The organism is Caballeronia sp. LZ003, assembly GCF_031451465.1.
In the GTDB taxonomy this organism is placed as follows: Bacteria; Pseudomonadota; Gammaproteobacteria; order Burkholderiales; family Burkholderiaceae; genus Caballeronia.
This window is the reverse complement of record NZ_JARUXJ010000232.1, coordinates 43,096-65,802: the sequence shown is the minus strand read 5'-3', so window position 1 is coordinate 65,802 and position 22,707 is coordinate 43,096. Positions and strand designations below refer to the sequence as shown.

General features: G+C 59.8%; 25 protein-coding genes. 20 read left to right on the top strand and 5 right to left on the bottom strand.

The genetic code is table 11. The features are described from left to right. Positions 1 to 386: 386 nt before the first annotated feature. The 5 genes from QCE79_RS35595 to QCE79_RS35575 all read right to left on the bottom strand — a co-directional run bounded on the left by QCE79_RS35595 (position 387) and on the right by QCE79_RS35575 (position 3,449). Positions 387 to 752: a hypothetical protein gene (locus QCE79_RS35595; protein WP_309852834.1), complete on the bottom strand. Its 366-nt coding sequence runs from the start codon at positions 750 to 752 to the stop codon at positions 387 to 389. A 168-nt stretch (positions 753 to 920) separates the two neighbouring features. Next, positions 921 to 1,187 (bottom strand): hypothetical protein, encoded by a 267-nt coding sequence (locus tag QCE79_RS35590; RefSeq protein WP_309852831.1) that lies wholly within the window; start codon positions 1,185 to 1,187, stop codon positions 921 to 923. Between the two features lie 101 nt (positions 1,188 to 1,288). Beyond that, a complete protein-coding gene (locus QCE79_RS35585) occupies positions 1,289 to 2,164 on the bottom strand; it encodes a YsnF/AvaK domain-containing protein (protein WP_309852828.1) in 876 nt (291 codons plus the stop codon). 92 nt (positions 2,165 to 2,256) lie between these two features. Next, complete coding sequence (locus tag QCE79_RS35580) at positions 2,257 to 2,709, bottom strand: YsnF/AvaK domain-containing protein (RefSeq protein WP_309852826.1); 453 nt, start codon at positions 2,707 to 2,709, stop codon at positions 2,257 to 2,259. 26 nt (positions 2,710 to 2,735) lie between these two features. After that, positions 2,736 to 3,449, bottom strand: a complete 714-nt coding sequence (locus QCE79_RS35575; RefSeq protein ID WP_309852823.1) for a hypothetical protein — start codon at positions 3,447 to 3,449, stop codon at positions 2,736 to 2,738. Positions 3,450 to 3,861: 412 nt separating this feature from the next. Here QCE79_RS35575 and QCE79_RS35570 point away from each other — a divergent pair, with 412 nt between their 5' ends. From QCE79_RS35570 to QCE79_RS35475, 20 genes are all read left to right on the top strand, one after another. Further along, entirely contained in the window at positions 3,862 to 3,996 is a 135-nt protein-coding gene (locus QCE79_RS35570; protein WP_309852820.1) for a hypothetical protein, read from the top strand. Between the two features lie 97 nt (positions 3,997 to 4,093). After that, positions 4,094 to 4,555, top strand: a complete 462-nt coding sequence (locus QCE79_RS35565) for a glycine zipper 2TM domain-containing protein (protein ID WP_309852817.1) — start codon at positions 4,094 to 4,096, stop codon at positions 4,553 to 4,555. Positions 4,556 to 4,584: 29 nt separating this feature from the next. Continuing rightward, on the top strand, positions 4,585 to 5,055 hold the full coding sequence (locus QCE79_RS35560; protein ID WP_309852814.1) for a hypothetical protein: 471 nt from the start codon (positions 4,585 to 4,587) through the stop codon (positions 5,053 to 5,055). Then, positions 5,052 to 5,516: a hypothetical protein gene (locus QCE79_RS35555; protein WP_309852812.1), complete on the top strand. Its 465-nt coding sequence runs from the start codon at positions 5,052 to 5,054 to the stop codon at positions 5,514 to 5,516. Before QCE79_RS35560 ends, QCE79_RS35555 begins: the two co-directional genes overlap by 4 nt. Before the next feature lie 497 nt (positions 5,517 to 6,013). Continuing rightward, positions 6,014 to 7,630 (top strand): hypothetical protein, encoded by a 1,617-nt coding sequence (locus QCE79_RS35550; protein ID WP_309852809.1) that lies wholly within the window; start codon positions 6,014 to 6,016, stop codon positions 7,628 to 7,630. After that, complete coding sequence (locus QCE79_RS35545) at positions 7,627 to 7,812, top strand: hypothetical protein (protein ID WP_309852806.1); 186 nt, start codon at positions 7,627 to 7,629, stop codon at positions 7,810 to 7,812. The genes QCE79_RS35550 and QCE79_RS35545 overlap by 4 nt, the downstream gene beginning before the upstream one ends. Before the next feature lie 499 nt (positions 7,813 to 8,311). Further along, the gene (locus QCE79_RS35540; protein ID WP_309852803.1) at positions 8,312 to 9,337 is read left to right on the top strand and encodes an AAA family ATPase; all 1,026 of its coding nucleotides are present in this window, start codon (positions 8,312 to 8,314) and stop codon (positions 9,335 to 9,337) included. Positions 9,338 to 9,453: 116 nt separating this feature from the next. Beyond that, a complete protein-coding gene (locus QCE79_RS35535; protein ID WP_309852801.1) occupies positions 9,454 to 10,368 on the top strand; it encodes a hypothetical protein in 915 nt (304 codons plus the stop codon). Positions 10,369 to 10,377: 9 nt separating this feature from the next. Beyond that, positions 10,378 to 11,670, top strand: a complete 1,293-nt coding sequence (locus tag QCE79_RS35530) for a DUF2201 family putative metallopeptidase (protein WP_309852798.1) — start codon at positions 10,378 to 10,380, stop codon at positions 11,668 to 11,670. A 335-nt stretch (positions 11,671 to 12,005) separates the two neighbouring features. After that, positions 12,006 to 13,055: an ATPase, T2SS/T4P/T4SS family gene (locus QCE79_RS35525; RefSeq protein ID WP_309852795.1), complete on the top strand. Its 1,050-nt coding sequence runs from the start codon at positions 12,006 to 12,008 to the stop codon at positions 13,053 to 13,055. A gap of 12 nt (positions 13,056 to 13,067) precedes the next feature. Then, positions 13,068 to 13,421 (top strand): hypothetical protein, encoded by a 354-nt coding sequence (locus tag QCE79_RS35520; protein WP_035967777.1) that lies wholly within the window; start codon positions 13,068 to 13,070, stop codon positions 13,419 to 13,421. A 46-nt stretch (positions 13,422 to 13,467) separates the two neighbouring features. Continuing rightward, positions 13,468 to 13,731 carry a conjugal transfer protein gene (locus tag QCE79_RS35515; protein ID WP_404989488.1) on the top strand — a complete coding sequence of 88 codons (264 nt, stop codon included), beginning with the start codon at positions 13,468 to 13,470 and terminating at the stop codon, positions 13,729 to 13,731. Positions 13,732 to 13,742: 11 nt separating this feature from the next. Then, complete coding sequence (locus QCE79_RS35510) at positions 13,743 to 16,205, top strand: type IV secretion system protein VirB4 (RefSeq protein ID WP_309852789.1); 2,463 nt, start codon at positions 13,743 to 13,745, stop codon at positions 16,203 to 16,205. 23 nt (positions 16,206 to 16,228) lie between these two features. Further along, the gene (locus QCE79_RS35505) at positions 16,229 to 16,996 is read left to right on the top strand and encodes a type VI secretion protein (RefSeq protein ID WP_309852786.1); all 768 of its coding nucleotides are present in this window, start codon (positions 16,229 to 16,231) and stop codon (positions 16,994 to 16,996) included. After that, entirely contained in the window at positions 16,996 to 18,048 is a 1,053-nt protein-coding gene (locus QCE79_RS35500) for a type IV secretion system protein (RefSeq protein ID WP_309852784.1), read from the top strand. Before QCE79_RS35505 ends, QCE79_RS35500 begins: the two co-directional genes overlap by 1 nt. Beyond that, positions 18,048 to 19,397 carry a TraI domain-containing protein gene (locus tag QCE79_RS35495; RefSeq protein WP_309852781.1) on the top strand — a complete coding sequence of 450 codons (1,350 nt, stop codon included), beginning with the start codon at positions 18,048 to 18,050 and terminating at the stop codon, positions 19,395 to 19,397. Before QCE79_RS35500 ends, QCE79_RS35495 begins: the two co-directional genes overlap by 1 nt. Beyond that, a complete protein-coding gene (gene traD, locus QCE79_RS35490; protein WP_309852777.1) occupies positions 19,394 to 21,265 on the top strand; it encodes a conjugative transfer system coupling protein TraD in 1,872 nt (623 codons plus the stop codon). The genes QCE79_RS35495 and traD overlap by 4 nt, the downstream gene beginning before the upstream one ends. A gap of 9 nt (positions 21,266 to 21,274) precedes the next feature. After that, positions 21,275 to 21,793: a hypothetical protein gene (locus tag QCE79_RS35485; protein ID WP_309852774.1), complete on the top strand. Its 519-nt coding sequence runs from the start codon at positions 21,275 to 21,277 to the stop codon at positions 21,791 to 21,793. Next, positions 21,747 to 22,004: a hypothetical protein gene (locus QCE79_RS35480; RefSeq protein ID WP_309852771.1), complete on the top strand. Its 258-nt coding sequence runs from the start codon at positions 21,747 to 21,749 to the stop codon at positions 22,002 to 22,004. The genes QCE79_RS35485 and QCE79_RS35480 overlap by 47 nt, the downstream gene beginning before the upstream one ends. Further along, positions 21,997 to 22,611, top strand: coding sequence for a DUF4400 domain-containing protein (locus tag QCE79_RS35475; protein WP_309852767.1), 615 nt, complete (start codon positions 21,997 to 21,999; stop codon positions 22,609 to 22,611). The genes QCE79_RS35480 and QCE79_RS35475 overlap by 8 nt, the downstream gene beginning before the upstream one ends. The last annotated feature ends 96 nt before the right edge of the window (positions 22,612 to 22,707 follow it).

The window sequence follows — 22,707 nt, the reverse complement described above, 5'->3', positions numbered from 1 at the left end:
AGAGCAAGATCAAGTTCGGCGACTTCGCAGTTTGCTCATGCACTCGGCGGAGCGCCGCGCACAGTGTGGCTCTCTCGGAGTTTTGACACGGTCTGGGCCGAATCGAGGCGGTCCCGCCGGCAATCTGCTCGCCAGAAACCGGCCATTGAGCCTTAGCGGACGAGGACATTGCCTTTTAATTTGATGTCGACGTCGACCCGCGGCTTATGGCACTCGAAGCGTGGACGTGAACCTGGGCCTGCGCTGCATTGCTGCGCTGCACGGATAGCGGATTTCAACATGATCGTGCTGCCGGGTCGCGCCGAATAAAAGTTATTGACCGTCTTAGCTTCGGGGAAGAGTCGAACCCTTCGAGTCCCCGTTAAACAGCGCGCCGCAGCAGTTGTTCACACCGCAAAGGTCACCATAACCAGCATATCGCCCGCTTGCCGCTTCACGGTCAGCAGTTCCCATCCGAGCTTCGCCGCGAGTCGCTCACACGCGGGGCCGCTGTCTTTCCATTCGACGCGTCCGAGGTCCGAATGCACCAGAATGCGCGGGCCTTTGTGACCGATTAAATCGAGATGGCGAGCGACGGCCAGCGCGCACGCCACGCTGTCTTTGCCCCCGCTTACACCAATCGCGACGACCGCATCCGATGCCAGCATCGCGGCAACCTCGGGCGTGAAGGCGACCTCTCTCGCGCGCGCGCCGACGTGTTGATGATTGATGCGCGGCGCGCGCAATGAGGACAGGTCAATGGCTTGGAACATGGCGAAGAGGAATCGATGAGGATGATTCATCTTCGCAGTGGCAGCCTGAAGTCAAGGCAACGAACTGGGTGTGCAAAGAGATGAGCGCGGGGAGGAGGCTCGGAAGCGCCTAAGGTAAAATACCATTCTCTCAGGCTCGTCACGGCCCTCGGATAACCGACGAGCTTTTCAGCGCCGGCCTCGTGCCGGCGTTTTTTCTGTTAGATTCGCCTGCGTTTGGATCGAACGATCGTCTTGTAGGCTCTGGATAGCCATGTCGGTCAGGAGCCACTGCGCCAGGCGCTCGGCAGGCACTTGCTTGCTGCAAGACACAAATTTCACCAAGTCGCCGTAATAAGCGATAACGCTCGGTCCGGTGACGCGGTAGCGGCCATTGATATGCTGGCCATTTAAATCGACGCTGACCATAGAGAGCGTCTCGGCGTAGATCTGCATAGCCTCCCCTCCGTTGAATCTTTTATCTCGCAAACTGTTGCTTCGGCTATCAGTGCCGATGCGGGACGCCAGCCTCGCATCAGCGCGGCTGGCGAGATTCCTTACAGTTGCGTCTTCTTGACGTCCGCTGTCGGGGCGGCGGTACCACCTACTACACCAGCGTCAGTCCCGGCCGTGCGCTCGACCTTGACGTCCGTGCCGCGAACCGTGTCGTTGACGGTCTCGGTCCGGCTGGAAGCTTCTTTGCCCACCACAACTTCTTCGACCACGCGTGCGGTCTTCGCGACCACCGCTTGTTCGGCCGTTTCCTTGATTTCAACGGAGCCTTCCTTCAGGTCGGCAGCCGTGGCCGGACGGTCTACCGGCCGACGTTCAATGCTCGCGTGCTCTTCACGAAGATTGACCGATTCGCTGACCGGCGTTTCGGTCACGCGCGAATACACGCGTACACCGCCGGTTTGCACCTCGCGCTTGCCGACCTCCAGCGACTCCTGCACGACGGGGAAAGCCTTGCGTTCTTCCGCGATTTGATCAGCTGTATAGGCAGGGGCGGTGTTGTCGTAATTGCTGTAACCGCCAGTGCGCCACTGCGCCACGCGCGAATCGATGTCGATGGCGCCCGCAGCGTACAGCGCATCCCGCACTTGTTCCGCGGCGGCATCATCTCGAACTTCGACAGACAGGAGGGCGCTGCCGCGGCGGACCGCTTCTTGGTAGTGTCCGACTTCCTCCGGGCGATCACTATCGCCAAAGAGGTTCTTGAAGAAATGCTCGACACGCGCCATGGCGCCCTCGTGCACTTCACCCGAGCGGGCTGCAACGGATTCGCCTGCGGGCAGGCCTGTCGCGACAGTCGAACCGGAATCGTTCGAATGCACGCTCATGTCCGTGCGGGCAATGCCTTCGTTTTCGAGGCGAGTCTGAGCGAGGTCGGCATCCTGATACGTGTTGAACACACCGATAATTGTCTGAGCCATTGCAGTCTCCAAAATAGGGGGGCTTACGCAAGCCGGGACTAAAGCGCGTGCAACCGTAACGCAACCCGCGTTCCCGTGTAGGCTTGTTCGGTTCACCCCAAACCTGGATCGCGCTTCCACTCGCCGTCCGGGCCTTCGCGGCGTTCTACGATGATCTCTTCGGAGTTCATCAGCACCTGATGAATGACGTCCTCTTGTGCCTGGGTGGTCGTGATATGCACTTCCTCCTTGAGCGTCAGTTGCATTTGGATGACTGGCACATATTCATAGACCGAGATGATGAGGGTGTCGCCCTCACGACGGGGGTCGCTGCGGTGCTCTACGGGGCGATTGATGGGCACACGCGTGACCCCAACTCGCTTGGTGTGGAGGCGAATCGATACGGGCTGCACTTCTTCGTGCACGAGCTTGTGGACACGAACCGCGCCGGTCTCGACTTTCCGAACGCCTACCGCCAATTCCTCTCGTACGGCCGATAGCCGGACTTCGTCCGTCGAACCGGAGGGCGACGTTCCGTCAGCGGCAGTTGATTCATTCGGCTCCATGGGCCTCTCCCAATCGTCAATTCTGTTTAAAGACGCCCACCGGCTCGGATGGTGCGACTGCGTACCGTCGCTGCGTCGTCGGTCGCTGCGCCTCCAGCGTCCTCGAACGCAGGCTGATGGCGAAATCCTGCTGCGCCGGACACGATGGAAATGATGGCGCCAACGACGAGTGCTGCAAACGAGAACCAGCTCGCGCGAGCCACCCCGCGTGCGGCGGTATCAGCCGCCTGCCGCGCGTTTTGTTCCGCGTCGGGGCTCGATGCGGCCGAGGCCGCCGAGGCCATCGCGGCCTGGATCTGCTGTTTCGCGGAATCGACCATCTGATTTCCGCCACCGGCTTGATTGGCAGCGGTCGCGCCGACTTGAGCGCTGGTCGCGGCGACGCTGCCGGCCGTGCTGACTACGCCGGTGATGAGGGAGGTCGTTCCATAGACGATCAACAGCGTCATGACTGCCCATGAAAGTAGGCCATGCAGCCATCCCAGCACAGGCGCGCACCGTCCCGAGTAATACGAGCCGATGAATACCGCGAGCACGGTCGTCACAATCACCCAGATGCCCGAGCCAAACCCGAAGCCGCGCAAGGTGTCTGCCTTTGCCAACGGCGAGAGGAGCGAAGCGCCGATGGCCGTACCAAGGACGCTCATGATCAGATACACGATCATCGACAGGATGACGCCCGCGATGACCGCGCCCCATGACAGGCGCGGCAAGCCGTCATGCGTGGTGAGAAGTTTCATGATTGTCTCCGAAGCTTTGTAGTTGGCCGGGTGCGCTTAGCGCGCTGACTGGCGCGCAAGCCTCGTGCCGTCGAAGGTCCAACAATGCGCAAGCGCAGCAATCCAATCATGGCGCGCCGAACGGACGGCGTGGCCATCAGCGGTAATCGGCTCGCCACTTCCATTTTTCGAAAGGCATATAAAAATCGCGAGGTTTCCGACCGGCCGCTGCCATTGCTGTCCGTACACTTGCCTCATTCCCCGCGCACCTGCGCATCGACCGACCCCTCCAGTGCGCTGGAGTCATGTTTTTCTCTCTCAGGCCGTGTTCCTCGGACGGCTTTTTTCTGGCGACCCCTTGTGGTCGCCTTTTTTCTTTCCTGATGGGAGCTTTCCCATCTGGGCGGCTCCTCGTCTATTCAAGGAGTGGCTCATGTTCCCGGTCCTCAAACACGCTTTCAGCAGTCTCGGTTGGTACGCCAAGCAGGACGCCGAAGCCTGGAAAATTCTGTCGTTCGTTGTCGCCGTTGTCTTCGTGTCGATCGCGATCGCGTCCGTCACGCGCTGAACGCAACGCGGCTTTTCGCTTCGTTGTTCTCTTTTCTCCCTATGGGGCAAACCAGCCCCCAAGGGCGGATTGCCCGATTTCTTCGTCGAGGCATTCCATGTTCAAGCTTCTCTGCACCGTCTTTCTTCTCTCGGCGCTCACCGGCTGCGCAACGGCCGACTTTGGCTCGCCAAACACGTATCAGCGTTACGACGTTCAGCGCATCGGACAGTACGAGCAGGCCACCATCCTGCGCGTGCGTCCGATCACGATCGAAAACTCGTCCGACTCGTCGGGCCTGTCATCGATCGTGAGCGCCGCGGCCGGCGCGTTTCTCGGCTCGCAGGTGATCGGCAATGGTCGTGGCCGCTATGTTGCGGGCGCGCTCTCCGGTTCGGTTTCCGGACTGGTCGCGCAGCGCGTCGGTTCAGTCATGTCGCGTCACAGTGGCGTCGAAGTCTTCCTTCGCCGTGCTAATGGGGCAACCGTTGTCGTGACGCAGGTCGATGACCAGCAGTTCGCCCCTGGCCAACAAGTCTTCCTCGTCTCCAACGGGTCCGGATACCGGATCACCCACTGATTAAGTAGCCACGATTCCTTCAGCGCACGGTGCAAACCGCGCAAATCCCTTGTGGGGCAGGCTTCCCGCAAGGGACCTGCCTCATCTTTTCCGAGGTAATCATGAAATTTCCCCGTATGTTTTACGCGGACCGCAGCAGCGCCAACTCCGGCGCGAAAGCGGCTCTCGAGCGTCATGCAACGCGCGTCCTCCGACGCGTCGCGCACGACTTGCGGCTCACCTCGAATGCACACGAGATCGTCAACGATTCGCGCCGCGGCAGTCCGACGATGCGGGTTTCGCTTCGTACCGAGACGTTTTTTGTCGACGTGATCGAGCGGCGGTGCGGATCGGGCGTTGCGCTGAGTTTCAGAACCCGACGCGGTCGTTCGGATCTGACCGGCGGTGGTGAGAACCACGTTTCCCTGCAGCAGCTTGAAACGACGGACGGCTATCTGGCGATGCTCGACGGCTTGCGCCTCGCCGGCGGTATCGACTTGACGTGCGGAGGTCGCCAATGAAGCTGGCGAGAGTCAAGGTGGAATACACCTGCGGTTTGACGCTGACGGACAGAGTGTCCCTTGACGTCATTTCCGGCGTAGTCGCCATTCCGCCGCGGCTAGCGCTTTTGATGACCGTGATGCAGGAAGCAGAGTGTTCGCCGGTGTTCAGCCTTGACTACAAGGGCTATGTGTTGCCTGTGTCTACGAGGCCGGATGGTACCTACGTTGTCTCGGTGCCGCCCGATCCGGGGCCCGGGCTGCGAGACCGGCTTTATGCGATCGCCAATCCGTCGAAGGATCAGCGGCAGCAAAATGGTCGTTATCTGCACACCTTGTCGGCAGCATCGATAGGTGGCGCGGTTGGATATGCGCACTCCTCGGCAGTTTGGGTTTGGGCAACTGCATTAGGTACTGCTGCTCTCGTCGTCCTTGGAGTAGTATTGTGGTATGCAGGATTCTTACATATGAAAGGAGAATGACGTGGGCGCAACAATCTTTACGTTGGTGCTTGGCCTCTCCATCGCAGGCTTCTTCATGTGGACAAACCACAACGGGCAAAAGCGCGATCGTGAGCGGGACTGGGGCAAATGAATCGACGCAGTGTGAACTGGGTCAAATAGGCTAGCCGCACCTCAAGGGGTGCGGCTTTTTTTCGTCCATCGTTAATACGCGCCTACGGGCGCGTTTTGCATTTTAGGAACCGCACTATGCATCAACCGACCACTGTCTCACTGCCGATCGGCGTCACTGCCGTCGGCGCCGTCGATATCAAAACTGTCGCTCGGCTGGATACTGAAGGCAAAACGGTGAATCAAGTGTTTTCAGATCTGTGCCGGGTGTTGTGCAAGACCGAGCTTGAGCCCGAATGGCTGTGTCCGGCCAATATGAGCGACGATGCCAACGAGGCGGTTCATGGCGCTCGCCACAGCAGATCGTGGCCGCAGTCGTTCTCGCAAGACAGGATCGCCGTGTCTGTATGCACCGGCAGTTCGGAAGGGTGGATCATCCACGTCGACTGGATCAGCCGCCGACCGCTCACGGATTCGACCGAGCGTACGTACGCGGTGCTGCCGTTGCTGCGTGCGAAAGTCTTTTCAAGCGACCACGCGTGGTCACTCGCGCGTGTCATGGCGCGATTGCTGGACGCCGCGTAAAGCTGTTATCACATTTCTCGCGCCATCAGGCGCAATTAACCCCTGCCGGGCATCGACCCGACGGGAATCGATTGCCTGGCTTTTCTTCCGAGCAATCGATCATGTACCGACTTTCCTTCGCAGGTTTCTCGCAGTCTTTCCGCACAATGCTCGAAGTGCTGAGCTTCTTCCGGGGCAACGACCTTACCGCCAGTCTCGATGCGGCCGACATTACCCTCGCTTTCTTCGACAATCCGGTTTCAGTCACCCGTTTCAACGGCAAATTGACCGTGCGCAGGCCCGGCACCGCGTTGAGCATCTTCCTGTCGCTCATCGACGAAATCGACGGGGCGTACTTCAGACCATCGTTTGCCGCACTGCAGCCTTGGCAGATCCGCCGCGATCACTGGCAACTGCTCTATCTCGCGTTCGATCTGGCTCGCGAGCCCCTGTATCTGTTTTCGTCCGATCAGGTGGCCCAAGCCAACGGGGAGGAAAGCAGGTCGGGCGGTCGCGGTTTGAATCTGTTCGAAGTCTTGCAGCAGGAGGCCGAGCGGCGCTTTGGCTTTCGTTATGCGGGTCCGGTGGTGGAGGGCAGCGGTCAGCGTAACGGTCGTCATGAGGTCCATGTGGCCTACGGGCTCGCCGGTGGCAAACCTGTTCCACAGTCCGTAATCGACGACTACACGTCGCTGTCGAAGTTCGACACGGACTTGCGATGGGCAAAACCGCTGCTTGCCGTGCCCGAACTGCGCGGCGCGCTCCCGCTTTCCAAGCTCGCGCCACTTGTGCGTGTGATGGTCCATTCGAAACTGGCGATCACGTCACAAAACGCGGCGCTGCTGATCATGGTCATGGGCCTGGCTCGAAACGAGCCGTCTACGGTGGAAATTGATGACCTGCTGTATGCAAAGGGAGTGCTCGATCCGTACTCGCTGCCGGATGCATATCTGAAGCCGGTGGACGTTGGACAGCCGTCATGCAAGTTCGCGGAAGTACTCCGGCGTACGCTGGCCGATCAGGCACGCGAGAAGCGTTTGAGCGAACTCGACAAGGCGCGTGCGGACGGGTCGATCAGCCTGCGCGATTACGAACTGGGGAAGCAACTGGCGGTGCTCGATCATGGCCGCGCGACGCACAAGTACGGCAACGACCTCGCGAAAGCGATTCAGGAGGCAGACATGTCGTACCTGCTAAGCGTGCTCGACCGGCCTGACGACGCGAACCGCGGGACGAAGCTGGCGGTGCGGGAAGTCTTCGGCATCAAGCTCATTGGGGTTCGCGCCGCAGCGCGGCGCCGAGCGATCTTCGAGCTGGCGGGCATGGAAGAAGCACAGCAGGCGGAGTGGGACCGCCTGTCGGTATCGCAGTGTGAGCGCGGCGAGTCGCACACGAAATTGCACGCGCGCGAGAAATTGCGCTCATGTCGCGAGTCCGCACTGATGATGGCGCGGTCTTGACCGGGGCGGACTGGGTCGATCGCACAATTGCCGACGGCTTTTCGGAGATCGTCAGCGTCCGGCAGGGTGCCAGTGTGCGTTACGCACTGGCCGACCCTGTACGTCACCTGCAGGTATCGCTTCGTGCGAATGACGGCACGCTCGCCTACGCGCGCGTGTCGTTGGAAAGTCGAGCAAATTGACAATTCATCTCTCTAACAACCCGGCCTTCGTGCTGGGTTTTTTTCGGTTCAACAGATCGCAGGAGCCTCATGGCAATTCAAAACTTGAAGCGAGTCTTTGAGGGGGCTGCACCCTTCATCAGATCGCGTAGGAACAGGATCGAGGCTGGTCTGAAGCTGACGATCGCGCGCTCGAGGCCAGTAATCGATCCAGCGCCGAGCACAATGCGCTGCCGAACGTGCCCCGGATTCTCCCGCTGATCACCCTTGATGTCCTTGGTCTGGTGAGCGGGCCGGACTGACTGTGCCAAAGCGTTAAGACGCCGCAAAAAAGCGATCTTTCCACGATTCGCGGCGGCGCCTGATCCATACACTGCACTTATCAACCGCGTCATCGACGCATCGACCCAGCCGGCTACGAGCCGGCTTTTTACTTCTCGCTGTATTAATGCTCCTAAGGGACCACGTCCCTACGGGCGTAGTCATTTTGGGGCTTCTCAATTCCTTATTGGAAGCCACTATGAAAGTCACGCCCGCTCAACTCACTGAACTTCTCTCCCTGTACGTCCCGAAACGCCTGCCGGTGCTCATCACCGGCCGCCCTGGCATCGGCAAAAGCGACATCGTCGAACAGACCGCGCATGCAACTGATCACGAACTGCTCATCAGCCACCCGGTGGTCGAGGATCCGACCGACTCGAAAGGGTTGCCGTTTCCTTCGCCCGACGGCGCGACCGCCAAGTTCCTGCCGTTCGGGGATCTGGAACGCGCGATGACCTCCAGACGCCCGCTCATCTGGTTTCTGGACGATCTTGGGCAGGCCTCGCCCGCCGTGCAAGCCGCGAAGATGCAATTGCTGCTCGCGCGGCGTGTCGGTGAGCACGTGTTGCCTCCGCAGGTGACGTTTCTTGCGGCCACCAACCGTCGAACGGACAACGCCGGTGTATCGGGAATTCTCGATCCGGTGATCTCTCGTTTCGCCACGGTAGTCGAACTCGAGCCCTCGATCGAAGGCTGGACGCAGTGGGCCGTGCGCGAAAACATCCCGCCCGCGCTCATCGCGTTCCTGCGCTTTCGCCCGGACTTGCTGTCTGTGCAGAAAACGTCGCGGGATATCGAAAACGCACCGAGTCCGCGTAGCTGGGGGTTCGTGGCCAAAACCATGGATGTAGTCCCCAAGCATCTGGAGCACATCTCCTACGCCGGTTCGGTGGGAGAGGGCGCCGCGACGGAACTGGTCGCGTTCCTCCAAATCTTCCGCGAGTTGCCGAATCCGGACGCGATTCTTCTCGCGCCCGACACGGCCATGATCCCGACGACGCCTTCGGCGTTGTACGCGATCGCGGCAGCGCTTGCGGCACGCGCGAACGAAAACAACTTCGATCGCGTCGTGCGCTACACCGAGCGTCTGATCGGTGAAGGGCACCGCGAGTTCGCGGCGCTGCTGGTGAGAGATTCTGTCCAGCGCTCACCGCAGATACAGAACTCGTACGCGTTCATCACAGCGCAAGGTGGCGAGATCGGCAAGATCATCCGCGGGGAGTAAGCCGGTTCTCAGTTTCACTTTTTTCTCTGCTTTACCTCTCGGCCCTGTCGTGTCTTCGGACGCGCAGGGCCTTTCTCTTTGTTTCAACCATTCCCCTTTCTATACGGAGTTTTTTCATGGACATCACTTTTATCCAATCGAAGGTCATGCTGTGCTCGGTGACGATTTCCACCTGGGTCGCACGCCGTTACGACGGCAAGGTGACCGAGGAGGTCGAGAACAAGCACCACGCGAAGGGCATCGGCAGATTCAACAAACGCCTGCTGCCGGAGCATGCTCCAAGCTTCGCCGAAGTCGTGACGCTGGCTGGACGCATTCGCTCGTACTTCTACGACCACACCCTGAAGTACGATCAGTTGGGCGTGCGCCTGCTGCCGACGATGGTCTACATGGAATTCGCCGAAAAGATGCGCTCGTTGAAAGACGAGTTCGACCTGGCGGTTTCCGTGTTCCTGACCGATTACCTGAACCTGAAGGAAGCCGCGCGTCAGGAACTGAATGGGCTGTTCAACGAGGCGGACTATCCGACGCTCGCTGAGCTGTCCACCAAGTTCGGCGTGAAGATGGCCGTGCTGCCGTTCCCGGATGCCAGCCAGTTCGGTGTTGAGTTGCCGGCGAACGTGCTCACCACGCTCAAGAGCGAACTCGACCAGCACGTTCTGGCCTCGATCGCCACGGCAAACGAGGACCTGGTGCGGCGTCTCTACGAAGCGGTTTCGCAGATGGCCAATCGCTTGTACGCGACCGGCAATGTCCGACTGGACGTCGCCAACAACGTACAAGACCTATGCGCGCTGCTGCCGAAGCTCAACTTCTCGAACGACCCGCAACTGACGCACATCCTCGAGCAGGCCAAGGCGCATCTGGCGGTTCACACGGGCGCGGAGTTGAAGGATTCGCGCGTGCTTCGTTCTCAGGTGGCCAGCAAGGCACAGGAGATTGAAGGGTTGATGGCCGCGTTCATGGGCATGCAGCCGGAACCGATGGAAGTCGAATCGGACCGTTCGCTGCAGTTGCGTCTCGTCGCATAAGGGGGCGTCATGGACCGCAACGATGTTGTGCTGGGCAGTAGCGCGGTCCATCCGCGCATTGCCCGGCAGCGAACCGAGCTCGTGCTCTCGCAGCCGTTCTTCGGGGCGCTCGCGCTCCGTCTGAATGTCCGCGAGGATCCGTCCGCTAAAACGTTCTGGGTGGATGGCGAGACGTTAGGCTACAACCCGACATATCTGGAGTCACTCAGTGACCTCGAAGTGCGCGGCGTGGTTGCGCACGAAGTCCTGCACGTGGCCAACGGCCATTGCTGGCGGCAGGGCGCACGCGACCCCGATCGATGGAACGATGCCTGTGACTACGCGATCAATCCGATCGTGCTGTCATCGGGCATGGTTCTGCCGAAAGGGGCACTCGTCGATGCGCGGTACACGGGCAAGTCGGCGGAAGAGATCTACGGTTTGCTGACGCAGGAGGCGAAGGAAAAGCAGCAGAAATCGCCGCCCAAGCAGCCGCCGCAGCAACAGCCGCCGCAGAGCCAACAGCTGCAGCCCGGTCCAAACGGGCTGCCGCAGCCAGATGCCAGGCAAGCGTCTAAGCCCGGTGGCCAGGACGGCGCTGCGCCGGGGCAGTCGCCCGGCGATCAAGCTGCACCACCTGGCTCGTTCGGTGAAGTGCGGCCCTTCAAAGGTCCGGACAAGCCGGTGAAGGAAGCGGAGTGGAAGGTTGCCGTAACGCAAGCCGCGAAAGCGGCCGCGATGCGCGGGAAGCTTCCGGGCGATCTGCAGGCGATGGCAGGCGAAGCGGTGCGGCCGGTCGTCGACTGGCGGGCGGTGTTGCATCGTTTTGCGCAGCAGTCGTCGCCGTCAGACTACAGCTTCGCGACGCCCAACCGGCGGTATCTGCATCTCGGGTTCTATCTGCCCGCGTTGCATACACCGGCGATTGGCGATGCGGTTTTCGTGCGCGATTCGAGCGGTTCAGTGTTCGATGAAACGCAGGCGCAGTTCGACGCGGAGATCCTCGCTGTGTTCCATTCGTTGAAACCGGCGCGGCTGATCGTGATGGATTGCGATACGCGCGTGACGCAGGTGCAGATTTTCGAGCGGGGCGACTCGCCGGAGATCAAACCGGTGCGCGGCGGAGGTGGGACAGCGTTCATTGACCCGTTCAGTCGCGTGGCGCAAGATGGTTTGAATCCCGCCTTTCTGGTCTATCTGACAGATATGGACGGGCGCTTTCCAACGGTCGCGCCGCATTACCCCGTCCTCTGGGCATCGACCACGCCCTTGCCGCGCGCCCGTAAAGCGCCGTTTGGCGAAACGATGGAAGTGATTTGCTAACCCGGGCTTGGCCCGAACATCTGATGAAGAACGAAGCCCCGCCACGCGCGGGGCTTTTTTCGTTTACGCCTCTTGTGGGCGCGACAACCCCAGACCGGTAACATCGATAGGATCGGCTTATTCGAAGAAAGAGATACGTTTTCATATCTCTTTTCCCCTAACCAGAATTATCATGATAATTCCTAGCGCACCGTTGTTTAAACGTGCGCGCAGTGCCCGAAACGCGCTCTCCAGCTAGTGCTGAAAGCCGCTCGATTTGAGTTCTCTTTCCAAATCCGCAGGCACAGCGCAACCACAACAATACTCGACATGTTAGATCGCTCACAAAGCATCGCATGTCCGAATCTGCCGACAATCAACTCTTAAAGCTGCGCCCGCTCGAAGCAGAGGCCGTGCGCATGTTCTTCCATGCGCTTTCGCCGCTGCGCGAGCTGCTCGACGCCCCCGACCTCGCGGAAATCATGATCAACGATTACCGCAACGTTTGGGTGGAACGGCGCGGTGTGATGACGCGGGAAAACATCGACCTGCGCCCCGAGCAGCTCGAAGGCGCGATCCATTCGCTCGCCTCGTCTGTTGAAAAGTCGGCGAAAGCGGGAAGCGATAAAGGGATCATCAACGCGGGCCACAAGAATCTACGTATCGCGGCGGTCATGAGCCCGACGTCGATCGACGGGCATGCGCTGAGCATCCGGAAACATCGCGAGTCAAAGCTCACGCTTGCCGATTACGTGAGCATGGGAGCGTTCTCGGCAGCGAACGCTCGGCCGGAGTACGCGGAAGCGATTCATTTTGAAGAGGGCGCTCAGGACGAAGCGCTCATGCGTGCGCTCGTTGCGCTCGTCCAGTCGCGCAAGAACGTGCTCGTCGCCGGTGGCACGTCCGCCGGTAAGACGACGTTCCTCAACGCGCTGATCGAACAGATCCCGTCCGACCAGCGGGTGATTTCCATCGAGGACACGATGGAACTGAAGCTGCACGTGCCCAATCGGGTTCGGTTGCTCTCGAATGCCGACACCAACGTGACGACGCAGCTGCTGGTCGCGCTGTGCCTGCGCTTTCGCCCCGACCGCATCATCGTGGGTGAAGTCCGGGGCGGCGAAGCCTACGACCTGCTGCAGGCACTCAACACCGGCCACGATGGCGGCCTCGCATCCATCCACGCAAACAACGGGCGCACGGCGCTGAGCCGCCTCGAATCGCTCGCCATGCTGGGCATCCCGACCGGATCGCGGTGGGAGCTGGAAGACATGCGCAAAAACATCGCTGACTGCTTCAACTACGTCGTGCATTTCAAGCGCACCGGCGAGATGCGGCATGTCTCCGAGATCCTCGAAATCAGGGGATTCAAAAACAACGATTACGACCTACAACGCGTTTTTTAACGGGAGCATCAAATGAAGGGCAAGAAGGTACTCAACAGAGCCGCGACGGTGGCAAAACGTCTGCGTCCGGGCAAGTCCATGCTGGTCGGCGCTCTTTTGAGCGTCGTGTCAGTTGCGGCAATGGCTGCGGGCGATTTTTCGAATCTGACGGGTTTGACCGACATTATCTGCACGATCAGCAACCTGATCAGCGGCCCGTATCTCTACGGCATCGGCATCGTGCTCATCACGCTGGGCGGCGTCGCGGTGGCCAATTCGGAAAGCAACATCGCGAAGACCTTCTCGGTGGTGCTCGTCGGCCTCGGTATCGCATCGGTGGCCGTTCCGATCATGCAGAGCCACTTCCACATGGCCAACGCCTGCTGATATGCGCCAACACAAGGTTAGTCGGGGCCTTTCGCTGCCGCGCCAGATGGGCGGGGCAGACCGGGGGCTCGCCATCTTCAACGGGACGATGACCGCGTTGCTCTGCTACACGAGTTGGAGTCCTGCGTTTCTTGTCGTCGGCGTGCTGGTGCATGTCTTCCTGCGCTGGAAGAGCTCGACTGACCCGTGGTGGCGTGTCGTGATGCTCGTCTACAACCGCTACCCCGACGTTTATGAGCCGGGGCCGAGCCGCCGCTTCAGTGCGCGCTTCAAGCGTCCTTACGGTTTCGATCAGGATCTCCCATGTTGAGGCGCGGAACCATGCTGAAAATGATGTTCACCAAGCGCGCGGTGCAGGAGATCGCACCGTGGGCGACGATGGTCACGCCCGAACTCGTGCTCAACAAGGACGGGTCGCTGCTCACGGTGTTCGAGTTTGAAGGCATCGACGCGGACTCGCCGAATCCCGGCGACATTACGGCGGCGCGGGATAACCTCGACCATGCGTGCCGTAACTTCGACCATCGCGTGACCGCGTGGTGGCGGATGTCGCACCGTCGCGTACGCGGCGGCATCGATGGCAAGTTCGCGTCCGAGGCTGACGCGCGCGTTGACGCCATCAATCAGGCGATCATCGGAAGCGGCAAGTACTTCAAGAATTCACACTCGCTCGCGCTCGCTTTCACGCCGGAGACTGGCATCTCGCGGATCTTTGACAAGATCAGCTATCACATGACGGTGGGTGGCAAGAACCTGGCCGTTTCCATGTTCGAAGCCGCGAAAGACACGGTCCTTGCGCGTAGTGCCTTCGCGTTCGACCTCACCAAGATTCGGAACGAGATCAAGCGGTTTGAGGCGGTGATTGACGGCTTCACCGGCGGCGTCACGCGCCTCAAAATGAGGCGACTCCAGCTTCAAAATGTGCTGTCGTTTCTGCACCAGCGAGCGAACCCCTCAACGCCCAAGCGCCGGGTGCGGTACCCCGTCACGATGCTGGACACGCATCTGACCGAGACAGAAGTGACGATCGGCGCAAGCGAATTGATGTTCGAATCTGCGCACGGCAAGGTGTACGCCCGCATCATTGGCATCAAGGAATGGATGGGATTCCAGGAGGCGGCGCTCGACGTGCTCTCTCAGGTCGATGCGGAACTGGATGTCTGTGTGATGTTCCGCTTTCTCGATACCTCGCGCGCGAGCTCGTATATCAAGAAGATTCGGGGCTTCTACAAGGTCGCGGCGTTCAATCCGGTTGCGATCCTCAAGCAGTGGGCAACGAAGGAAGAGCAGAAGAACGACGAAGGCCGCGAGATTCTTGCCAAGGAAGCCGGCGACGCGCTCGCGAAGCTCGACGCGGAAGGCCAGCAATACGGTTTCGCGAACATCTCGGTGGTTGTCTACGGCAGCACGCCGGAAGAGTGCGACGACGCGACCCGTCAGGTGGTGGGCGTTATCGGCAACGCTGGTTTCGGCGTAATCTTGGAAAAGACCAACCTCTTCGCCTCGTGGAGCGCGACGCTGCCGGGCCGCTGGGATCAGCAAAGACGCCTTCAATTCGTCGAGACACCGGCCGTGTCCGATATCGCGCCGCTGTGCAGCGTGGGCGAGGGCTCGAAAGTCAATGAGTGGCTGACACAGCAATCCGGCACAAAAACCGGTCCGCTCACTTGCCTGCCAACGCGCCATCGCACCCTGCAGTATTTCGACTTGCATCACCCGGGCGGCAAGGCACACACCCTCGTGGTCGGTCCCATTGGCGCGGGCAAGTCTGTGTTCCTCAATTACCTGATGACGCAGACCGGCCGCCACGACGCACGCCGCATCCGCTTTGACAAGGACCGGTCGACCCGCATCCCAACGCTTCTTGGCGGTGGACGGTTCATCGACGCGACTGGACGCTTCGAGGCGGCAACGTTCGTCAACCCGCTGTCGCTGCTCGGCGAAGAAAGGCACTGGTCCTACGTTGCGGATTGGGTACAGCTTGCCATCGAAGACGAGGACTACAACTGCACGCCACAGCAACAGACGGAAATCTACGACCGGATCAAGACGCTGGCGTTGGGCTTCCCCGCTGAGAAGTGGCGCCTGTCGAGCCTCATCACGCTTCTTTCGGCAGACTTGCGCGAGCGGCTTCAGGTCTGGACCGAAGGCAACAAGAACGGCAAGTTCTTCGACCATGCCGAAGACGGGTTTGCGATCTCCGATGACTTGTCTATCGAGATGGGCGACCTGTTCCAGAACTACCCGGTCGCCGCTGCCTTGTTCATGGACTACGCGTTCTATCGCATCGCGCAGATCCTCGACGGCAAGCGCTACACGGTGATCGAAATCGAAGAAGCCGGCTTCTTCTTCACCTACCCGAAGTTCTACGCGCGACTTGAAATCTGGGCGGTGACGATCCGAAAGCTCAATGCGGCGCTACTCATGGCGACACAATCGCTCGGACAGCTCGCGCGGGTGCCCAACTTCGAGATTCTCAAAGAGAACATCCCGAACCTGATCTATCTGCCGAACAGCGACGCGATCAATAACCAGGGCCTGTACCGCGACGTGTTCGGTCTCACACCGCATCAGATCAAGATGATCTCTGACGCGGTACCGAACCGCGACTACCTATGGGTGACGGCCAAACAGAGCCGGATACTGCAGGCCCAATTTCCGAAAGAAGCGCTTGCCTACCTCCGCTCGGACGGCCGGGCTCAGGCGCTTCTTGATAAGCACGTCAAATCCGGAAGCCCCCAGTGGCAGGAGGAGTACGTGCGCGACGTACTCGTCAACGCTTAACGCTTCACCTAGAAGGTACCGCCATGATGAAAAAACTGCTTCGCTGCATCGCAGCCACCGGCGTGTTGACACTCAGCCTTGTTCAGCAAGCCAATGCGAATATGCCGGTGTTCGACGCATCGAACTTCATCCAGAACACGATGACGGCGGCTGCCGCCGTCAAGGGTGAGGTTTATCAGGACTCGAACCTCGTCTATCAGTACCAGATGATGCTCAATCAACTTAAGCAGGCGACCAACCTAAACCCTGCGGCGATGCTGGCGCAGTTCAACAGCATCAGCAGCGACATCACGAGCCTCTCGAAGTATACGGACGCGCTCAAAGACCTCTATGGCGGGCTGCAAAGCAACGCGGAGTACGCAACGAAGGTCCAGTCGCTGATTACGCAATCGGGCAAAACACCCGATCAGTGGTTCGCGGACCAAAACACGCTGCTGCAAAGCAACGACAAGACGGCCAAGCAGCTCTTTCAACAGGGCAATGATGTGATGTCGCATGTGAGCACGCTTGCGCAGCGCCGTCAGCAGATCCAGGACCAACTGAACATGTCGCCGACGATGGAGGCAACCGCGCAGCTGACCACGCACATGCTGGACATCATCTCCAGCCAGAACAGCGATCTGCTCTCGTTGATGGCAGCGAAACAGCGTAGCGATGCCGTGAAGGACTCGGCAACGGTCGCAGAGCAACAAGTGAACAACAACGCGCAGGCCGCCTTGAAGGCCAAGCAGGACCGCGAACGAGCCGCGTTTGATGCATCGATCGGCTCGGCAACAAAGTTGGGGCAGTGATGAACCGTAGAGTTATGCAGCGAGTACGCGCTCTGCTTCTTTCTTTCATCGTAGCGTTTGTGGGCGTCGTGGGCACGTCGACAATGGCGCTTGGTCAGACAACGAGCACGACGAACATAGCGACGACTGCTACTCCATCTGGAACGTCGGGCTCCACCGGCTCCGCAAAAGGAAATGCGGTCGCGAGCAAAGACGGCGACTTTGCGAACGGCGCGGCGAGCGCGGCGAACCAAATCCATGTTTTGCTCGGCAACGTCGTCGCCACAGCCGTCTCGGCGAGTGCCAACGTCATGGACGAAGCCAACAAGTTCGCATGGGGCCTCGGGGTGATCTCGCTGGTACTGATGGGCGTACGGTTCGCGGGGACGAATCACCCGATTTCGGCTTGGGTCGACCTGTTTGAGGAACTGGCGACCCTCGGCATTTTTGTCGCGCTCTACCTTGGCTATAGCACGTCGGCCTCGGGCTTCTGGACCTGGTTTGAGCAGTTGGCGGCGCATATAAGCGGGGGCGAGAACGGATCGGTGGGCGCCGCCATGGCGAAGCTGGCAGGCGTCATGTTCGACGCGGTGAAAAGCAAGTTTTCGATCTTCGGGTTAATGGACCTCGGCGGGTCGCTTGCGGACGTCATCGGCTTGGTGATAGCAGCAGCTGCCATGTGCCTTGCCTCCATCGTTTTCGTCTTTTTCACGGCGATTGGCCAAGTCCAGGCGGCAGTGGGCATTGTGCTGGGGCCTATCGCCATAGCACTGGGCTTTTCGTCGTACACGCGCAGCTACTTCAAGAAGTGGCTCGACTGGATGATTAGCGCCGGCATGTATGTCGTCGTCGTCTCAATCTTGGTCAAGCTTGTCGGGGAGTCGATCTCATCGGCAATAACGAAAGCAACGCAGGTCGGCGGCACGACCACTATGAATGGCGCTTACGTCATCGACCTTTCGATTTTCGTGCTTTTGCTGTCGTTTGAAATCCCGAAGCTTGCGACGATCTTCGGCGGAGGTGCGACCGCGACCGGAACTGGCCCGCTCAAGCTCCTCAAGGGAGGTCTGTGATGGGCGCGATGCACGAACCAATCGCGGCCGAAGAGCTTTTCGCGACCCATCTGAAGCGGATCGAACTGGTGCGGCAATGCGCCAACGAAAGTACCGAGGCGGAGTTCGCCCGTAGGTGGCTATCGGTGCTTCGCCGTACTGCGATGTGGTTCTCGTCGATGCCACTCACGCCTGAGTTGCATTGCGAGCCGGGCGGAGCGTTCCGCGCGACTATCGAATCGACGTTTTACGCAATGCGGCTGGCGGGCGGCCAAAAGTTTGCCGCCGACCTGACTTCGGATAAGCGACGCAAGCTCGAGCCGCAGTACAACTACGCGGTGTTCTTGGCGGCTGCTTGTTCACTGCTGGACGAGCCGTTCCGCCACTTCGAGTTCGTCAGGCAGGCGGACCAGGAGAAGTGGAACCCCGCTGCGCATGGTGCGTTTGGCGCGTGGATCGGCACGAAGCCTTACGCCGTGGTGCGGCGTGTGGCGCCGCTTAGGGGCGAGCGTATGCGTACGGCGCTGCTCGCCCAGACGGTCATCACGCCGGAATTGCTTGCGGGCCTTGATACGGCTGTGCATTCTGACCTGTTCAATGCCATCAATCCCGAACGCAGTCCTCAAGGGTTCGAAGCGTTGGTGCATAAAGTCGTGCGACAGGCGATGGATGTCGCCGTGGACTTCGAGCGGAAGGCGCAACGCGCGGTGTTTGCCCCTGTGAAATTCGACGTACCTTCGGCGGTCAATGTTGCGCTGGCGCTCGAGCCGCAGTTCGTCGCGTCGCAGGCGCAGCCAGCGGCCGGCGAACCTCCTCACGGTGCCGCCCCGGCCCACTCGGCCGCGGTCGCGCCAGTGGCCCCGGAGTCGGGGCAGGTCCCATCGCAGGACACCGGCATGCGTGTCGACTCCGAGCAGGCACAGGCAGCGCCAACTGCCGGGCCCCAACTTTCGAAGCCATTGCTCGACGCGCTGGCGGCCGCCGCCGGTCAACCCGCTGCGAACATCGAAGCAACGCCGCAGCGGCCCGCGGCTGTGGATCCTGCAGCGGCGCGTACCCAAACGCGCCGCAACGCATCCAAGAGCGGTCCAACGGATGACGAGTTAAATGAGATCCTCGGTCCCGGCTCAGCGATGATGAAGGAATTCTTCAAGGCGCTCGCCGGCGACGTGGCCTCCGGCAAGGCAAAGGTGGTCTGGGAAGAGAAGGGCTTGGCGGTGCAAAAACGTCTGGTCGGTGCATACGGTATGACCAGCGACACGCTGGTGGAGCAACTCAAGAAGCGCAGTCTGCTCCTGCGTGCCCACGGAAACGATATCTGCATCGTCGAGCGCGCGGGCAGACTGATCTCGGAGCGCCCGGCCGCATGAAGTACGTCAATCATTTTCGTCCGATCTACGAATTCCGGCCTTTCCTCCTTTGGCCCCTACTGATCATCGGCATCCTGCTGTCGGGCATGCCCTACGGCTGGGCATTCGCGCTCGTAGGCGCTCTCATACTGCTGATTCGAGGCTTTCAGGTCTGGAAAGCCTTGAGCTTTCGCATGGCGATCTCCACGAAGTGGCTCAGCAAGATCCATATCGATAAGCTGCTTGCGACGCAGCAGCTTATGAAGAAGCAAGCGGATTCGATGTATCTGGGGACAGGTTTCGAGTGGACGCAGAAGCATACCCAGATCGCGCACGAGATTCTTCGCATGCCCGTCACAGACATTCCGTCGTTGCCGAAATGGCTGTCGAAATCGGAAATCGGCCGACGTGTCGAGGCGCGCATCGAGGGACTTTTTGGTCCTCAGGATAGCGTGCGCGATCGCATGCCCCAGGGCTCGTCGTGGATTCACGGCATGGAACCGAAGAAAGTCCGTGTGCCGTTCCACTACAAGGCGATGGGCGGTCACACGCTAGTGGGCGGGACCACAGGTGCAGGTAAGACCCGCACCTACGAAGTCATCTCGACCCAGGTCATTCACAACCCGAATGACGTGCTCATCATCGTCGATCCCAAGAACGATGACGAGTGGAAAAAGCGCGTTGAAAAGGAATGTGCGCGCGCCGGCCGGAAGTTTTTGTATTTCAATCAGGCCAAGCCGAACGAGTCGATCCGCCTCAACCCGCTTGAGAACTGGTCCCAGCCTTCGGAAATTCCCTCTCGCATTGCCCAATTGATGGAAGAGGGCCCGTTCCGCGATTTCGCGTTTCTGTTCATCGACCGTGCGGTCAAGGGCGAACTCTACGTGGGCGATAAGCCGAACCTGCGCTCGATCCTGAAATACGCGCAGTCTGGCATCGGCACGCTGATGGAGCGGTGCCTTCGTCGCTTCTTCGTTGAGAACGGCCTGACGAACTGGGAAGAGCTCACAGTCGCGTCGACGGTCAAGGACGCGCAGCGCCGCAACGATGTGTCGCTCGCCGACGGCATGGCCAAGCTCTATCTCGAGCGGTTCGCTGCGCACGATCGGGGCCACGAAACCATCGACGGCCTGATTGCGACACACACACATGATCGCGAACACTACATGCGCATCATTGCGTCCGCCTTGCCGCTGCTCCAAATGCTGGCCACCGGCGAGACCGGCTTAATGCTTGCGCCAAAGGCCGACGATTTCGAGGATGAGCGGGAAATTTGGGACATCGACAAGATCATCAAGCAGAAGGCGGTCCTCTACATGGGCCTCGATTCGCTGTCGAACAACATCGTGCAGAAGGCGATCGCCTCGATGGCGCTGTCTGATGTGGCTGCCGTGTGCGGCGCGATTTACAACTTCTACGCGGTGAAGCCAGACGTCGTGCTGATCATCGACGAGATCGCCGAGGCTATCAACGAGCAGGTGATTCAGATCTTGAACAAGGGACGTGGCGCAGGATTCAAAGCCTTTGTTGCCTTCCAGGCACGTGCCGACCTCGAAGCGAAACTCGGAAACGCGGCGAAAATGCTGCAGGTTTTGGGGAATTTGAACAACCAGGTCTGTTTACGATTGGAAGATAGCGATACCGCCAAGTGGTTCTCGGACAAGGTGGGCGAGACAGCGATTCGAGTGATCAACATCTCGAACAGCACCAACACCACGACCGAGGCCCATGCACTGGAATTCAGTGGCTCGCAGTCGCGCTCGATCCAACTGGAGAAGGTGCCGCTGATTCCTGTGAAGCTGCTTCATAGCTTGCCGAATTTGCAGTACTTCATGCGCATCTCAGGGGGTGCCGTGTATCAGGGTCGAATTCCCATCATCGAAGGCTAATTAAACACTATGTCCGCTGCATACAAAAACATCGTTCGCGACCACAAGCTTTCGCATAGGCTCATTCAGGTCTTCAATGTCGCACCTGATCTCGAGCTCGCGTGCTCGCGAGTGGCCGATTTCGTCGGTGAGCGGTTTATGGGAGACAAGGGGCCCTTGGCCGCTGAAATGATCGAGTCAGCGCTCGACGGCTACAAACGCGCGAAGCGCAAGGGCGATCCGCATATCGCCTTCATGCAAGGCTTGTTCGAGAAGGCGCTGACACTTTACGCCCGTCGTTACGTGGCACGCCACGGCGACAAAGTCTCGGTGTGGTGCCCGATGGTCGAAGCGATTTCAGCTTTCGAGGCTCGCCACGTCGAGCACCACCTGGAGATGGTTGAGGAACGTTGTCCGGACGAGATCACTGAGCGGACCGCCGCGTTTCAGCTCGCCGCACGGGTTCTGCATGGCGAGACCTTCCGCCGTTACTTCGAGGAATATGATGTCGCTCACCGTTACGATCATAGCGAAGCTGTCGGGAGTTGATTTCCGTACGGCTCAGCGCGCCTGTGACATGGCCGGGGCTTTTGACGGTGAGGTCCACGCTGGGGTGCCCGAAGAATTTACCTACGGCGCGGGCGCCCGCTGCTATGCACTCGCGACGATCGCGGAGACACGGCCAATGCTGTTTTGGGGCGGGCTTCTCGCAATCGTGGCCGTTCCGTTGCTTGCGCTCGTGAAGGTGCTGCATGGCTAGCCGCTTTGGATCGCACCTGAAGATTTGGTTTTTGCTCGTCCCTGTGTTGTCAATTGCAGTAATGCCCGCTATTCCCGAGCGCAGCCTCTTCGAGGTACCCGAAGCTGAGTCTCGCTCGCTGGTCGCCTCCGTCGGGCAAGAGCGGGCCGACGAAGCCGTACGGCATGCCAACGAGGCTTTCCGCCACGCGTTTGTAGACAGTGGGCTGTTGCATCGCACACTGAGCGCTTCCGGCAATGTCGGCGGCATGAACGATGGCGGATTTTCAAGCTTCGCTCACACGTGGACAGAGAACTTCTGGTTGCTTGTCTACCGTATGACGTTACGCGCGATGGTCATGAAGATGTGGATCGTCGGAACGCTGCTGTTTGCGTTTGGAATGTTCATCGATGGGACTGCTCGGCGAAAGATCAAAGCGTCGGCAGCCGGGTTCGTGAGCCCACTGTCATTCCACCTTGCTGGCCACGGTCTGCTGCTTGTGACCGGAACCCTCTTTGGCGTGCTGGTGGTGCCGATTCCTGTGCTGCCCGGTTATTGGGTCGCCGTTGCCGCGATGCTGGGCGCGCTCCTGTGGAAAGCGGCTGAGTCTTTCCAGTCGTTCAGATAGAAATCGTTGGATGCGCGGGGCGGGGAAAGAGATGCGTTTTCGTGCCTCTTTCCACGAATCCAGCATTATCATGATAATTCCTGGCGGCTTCGACGT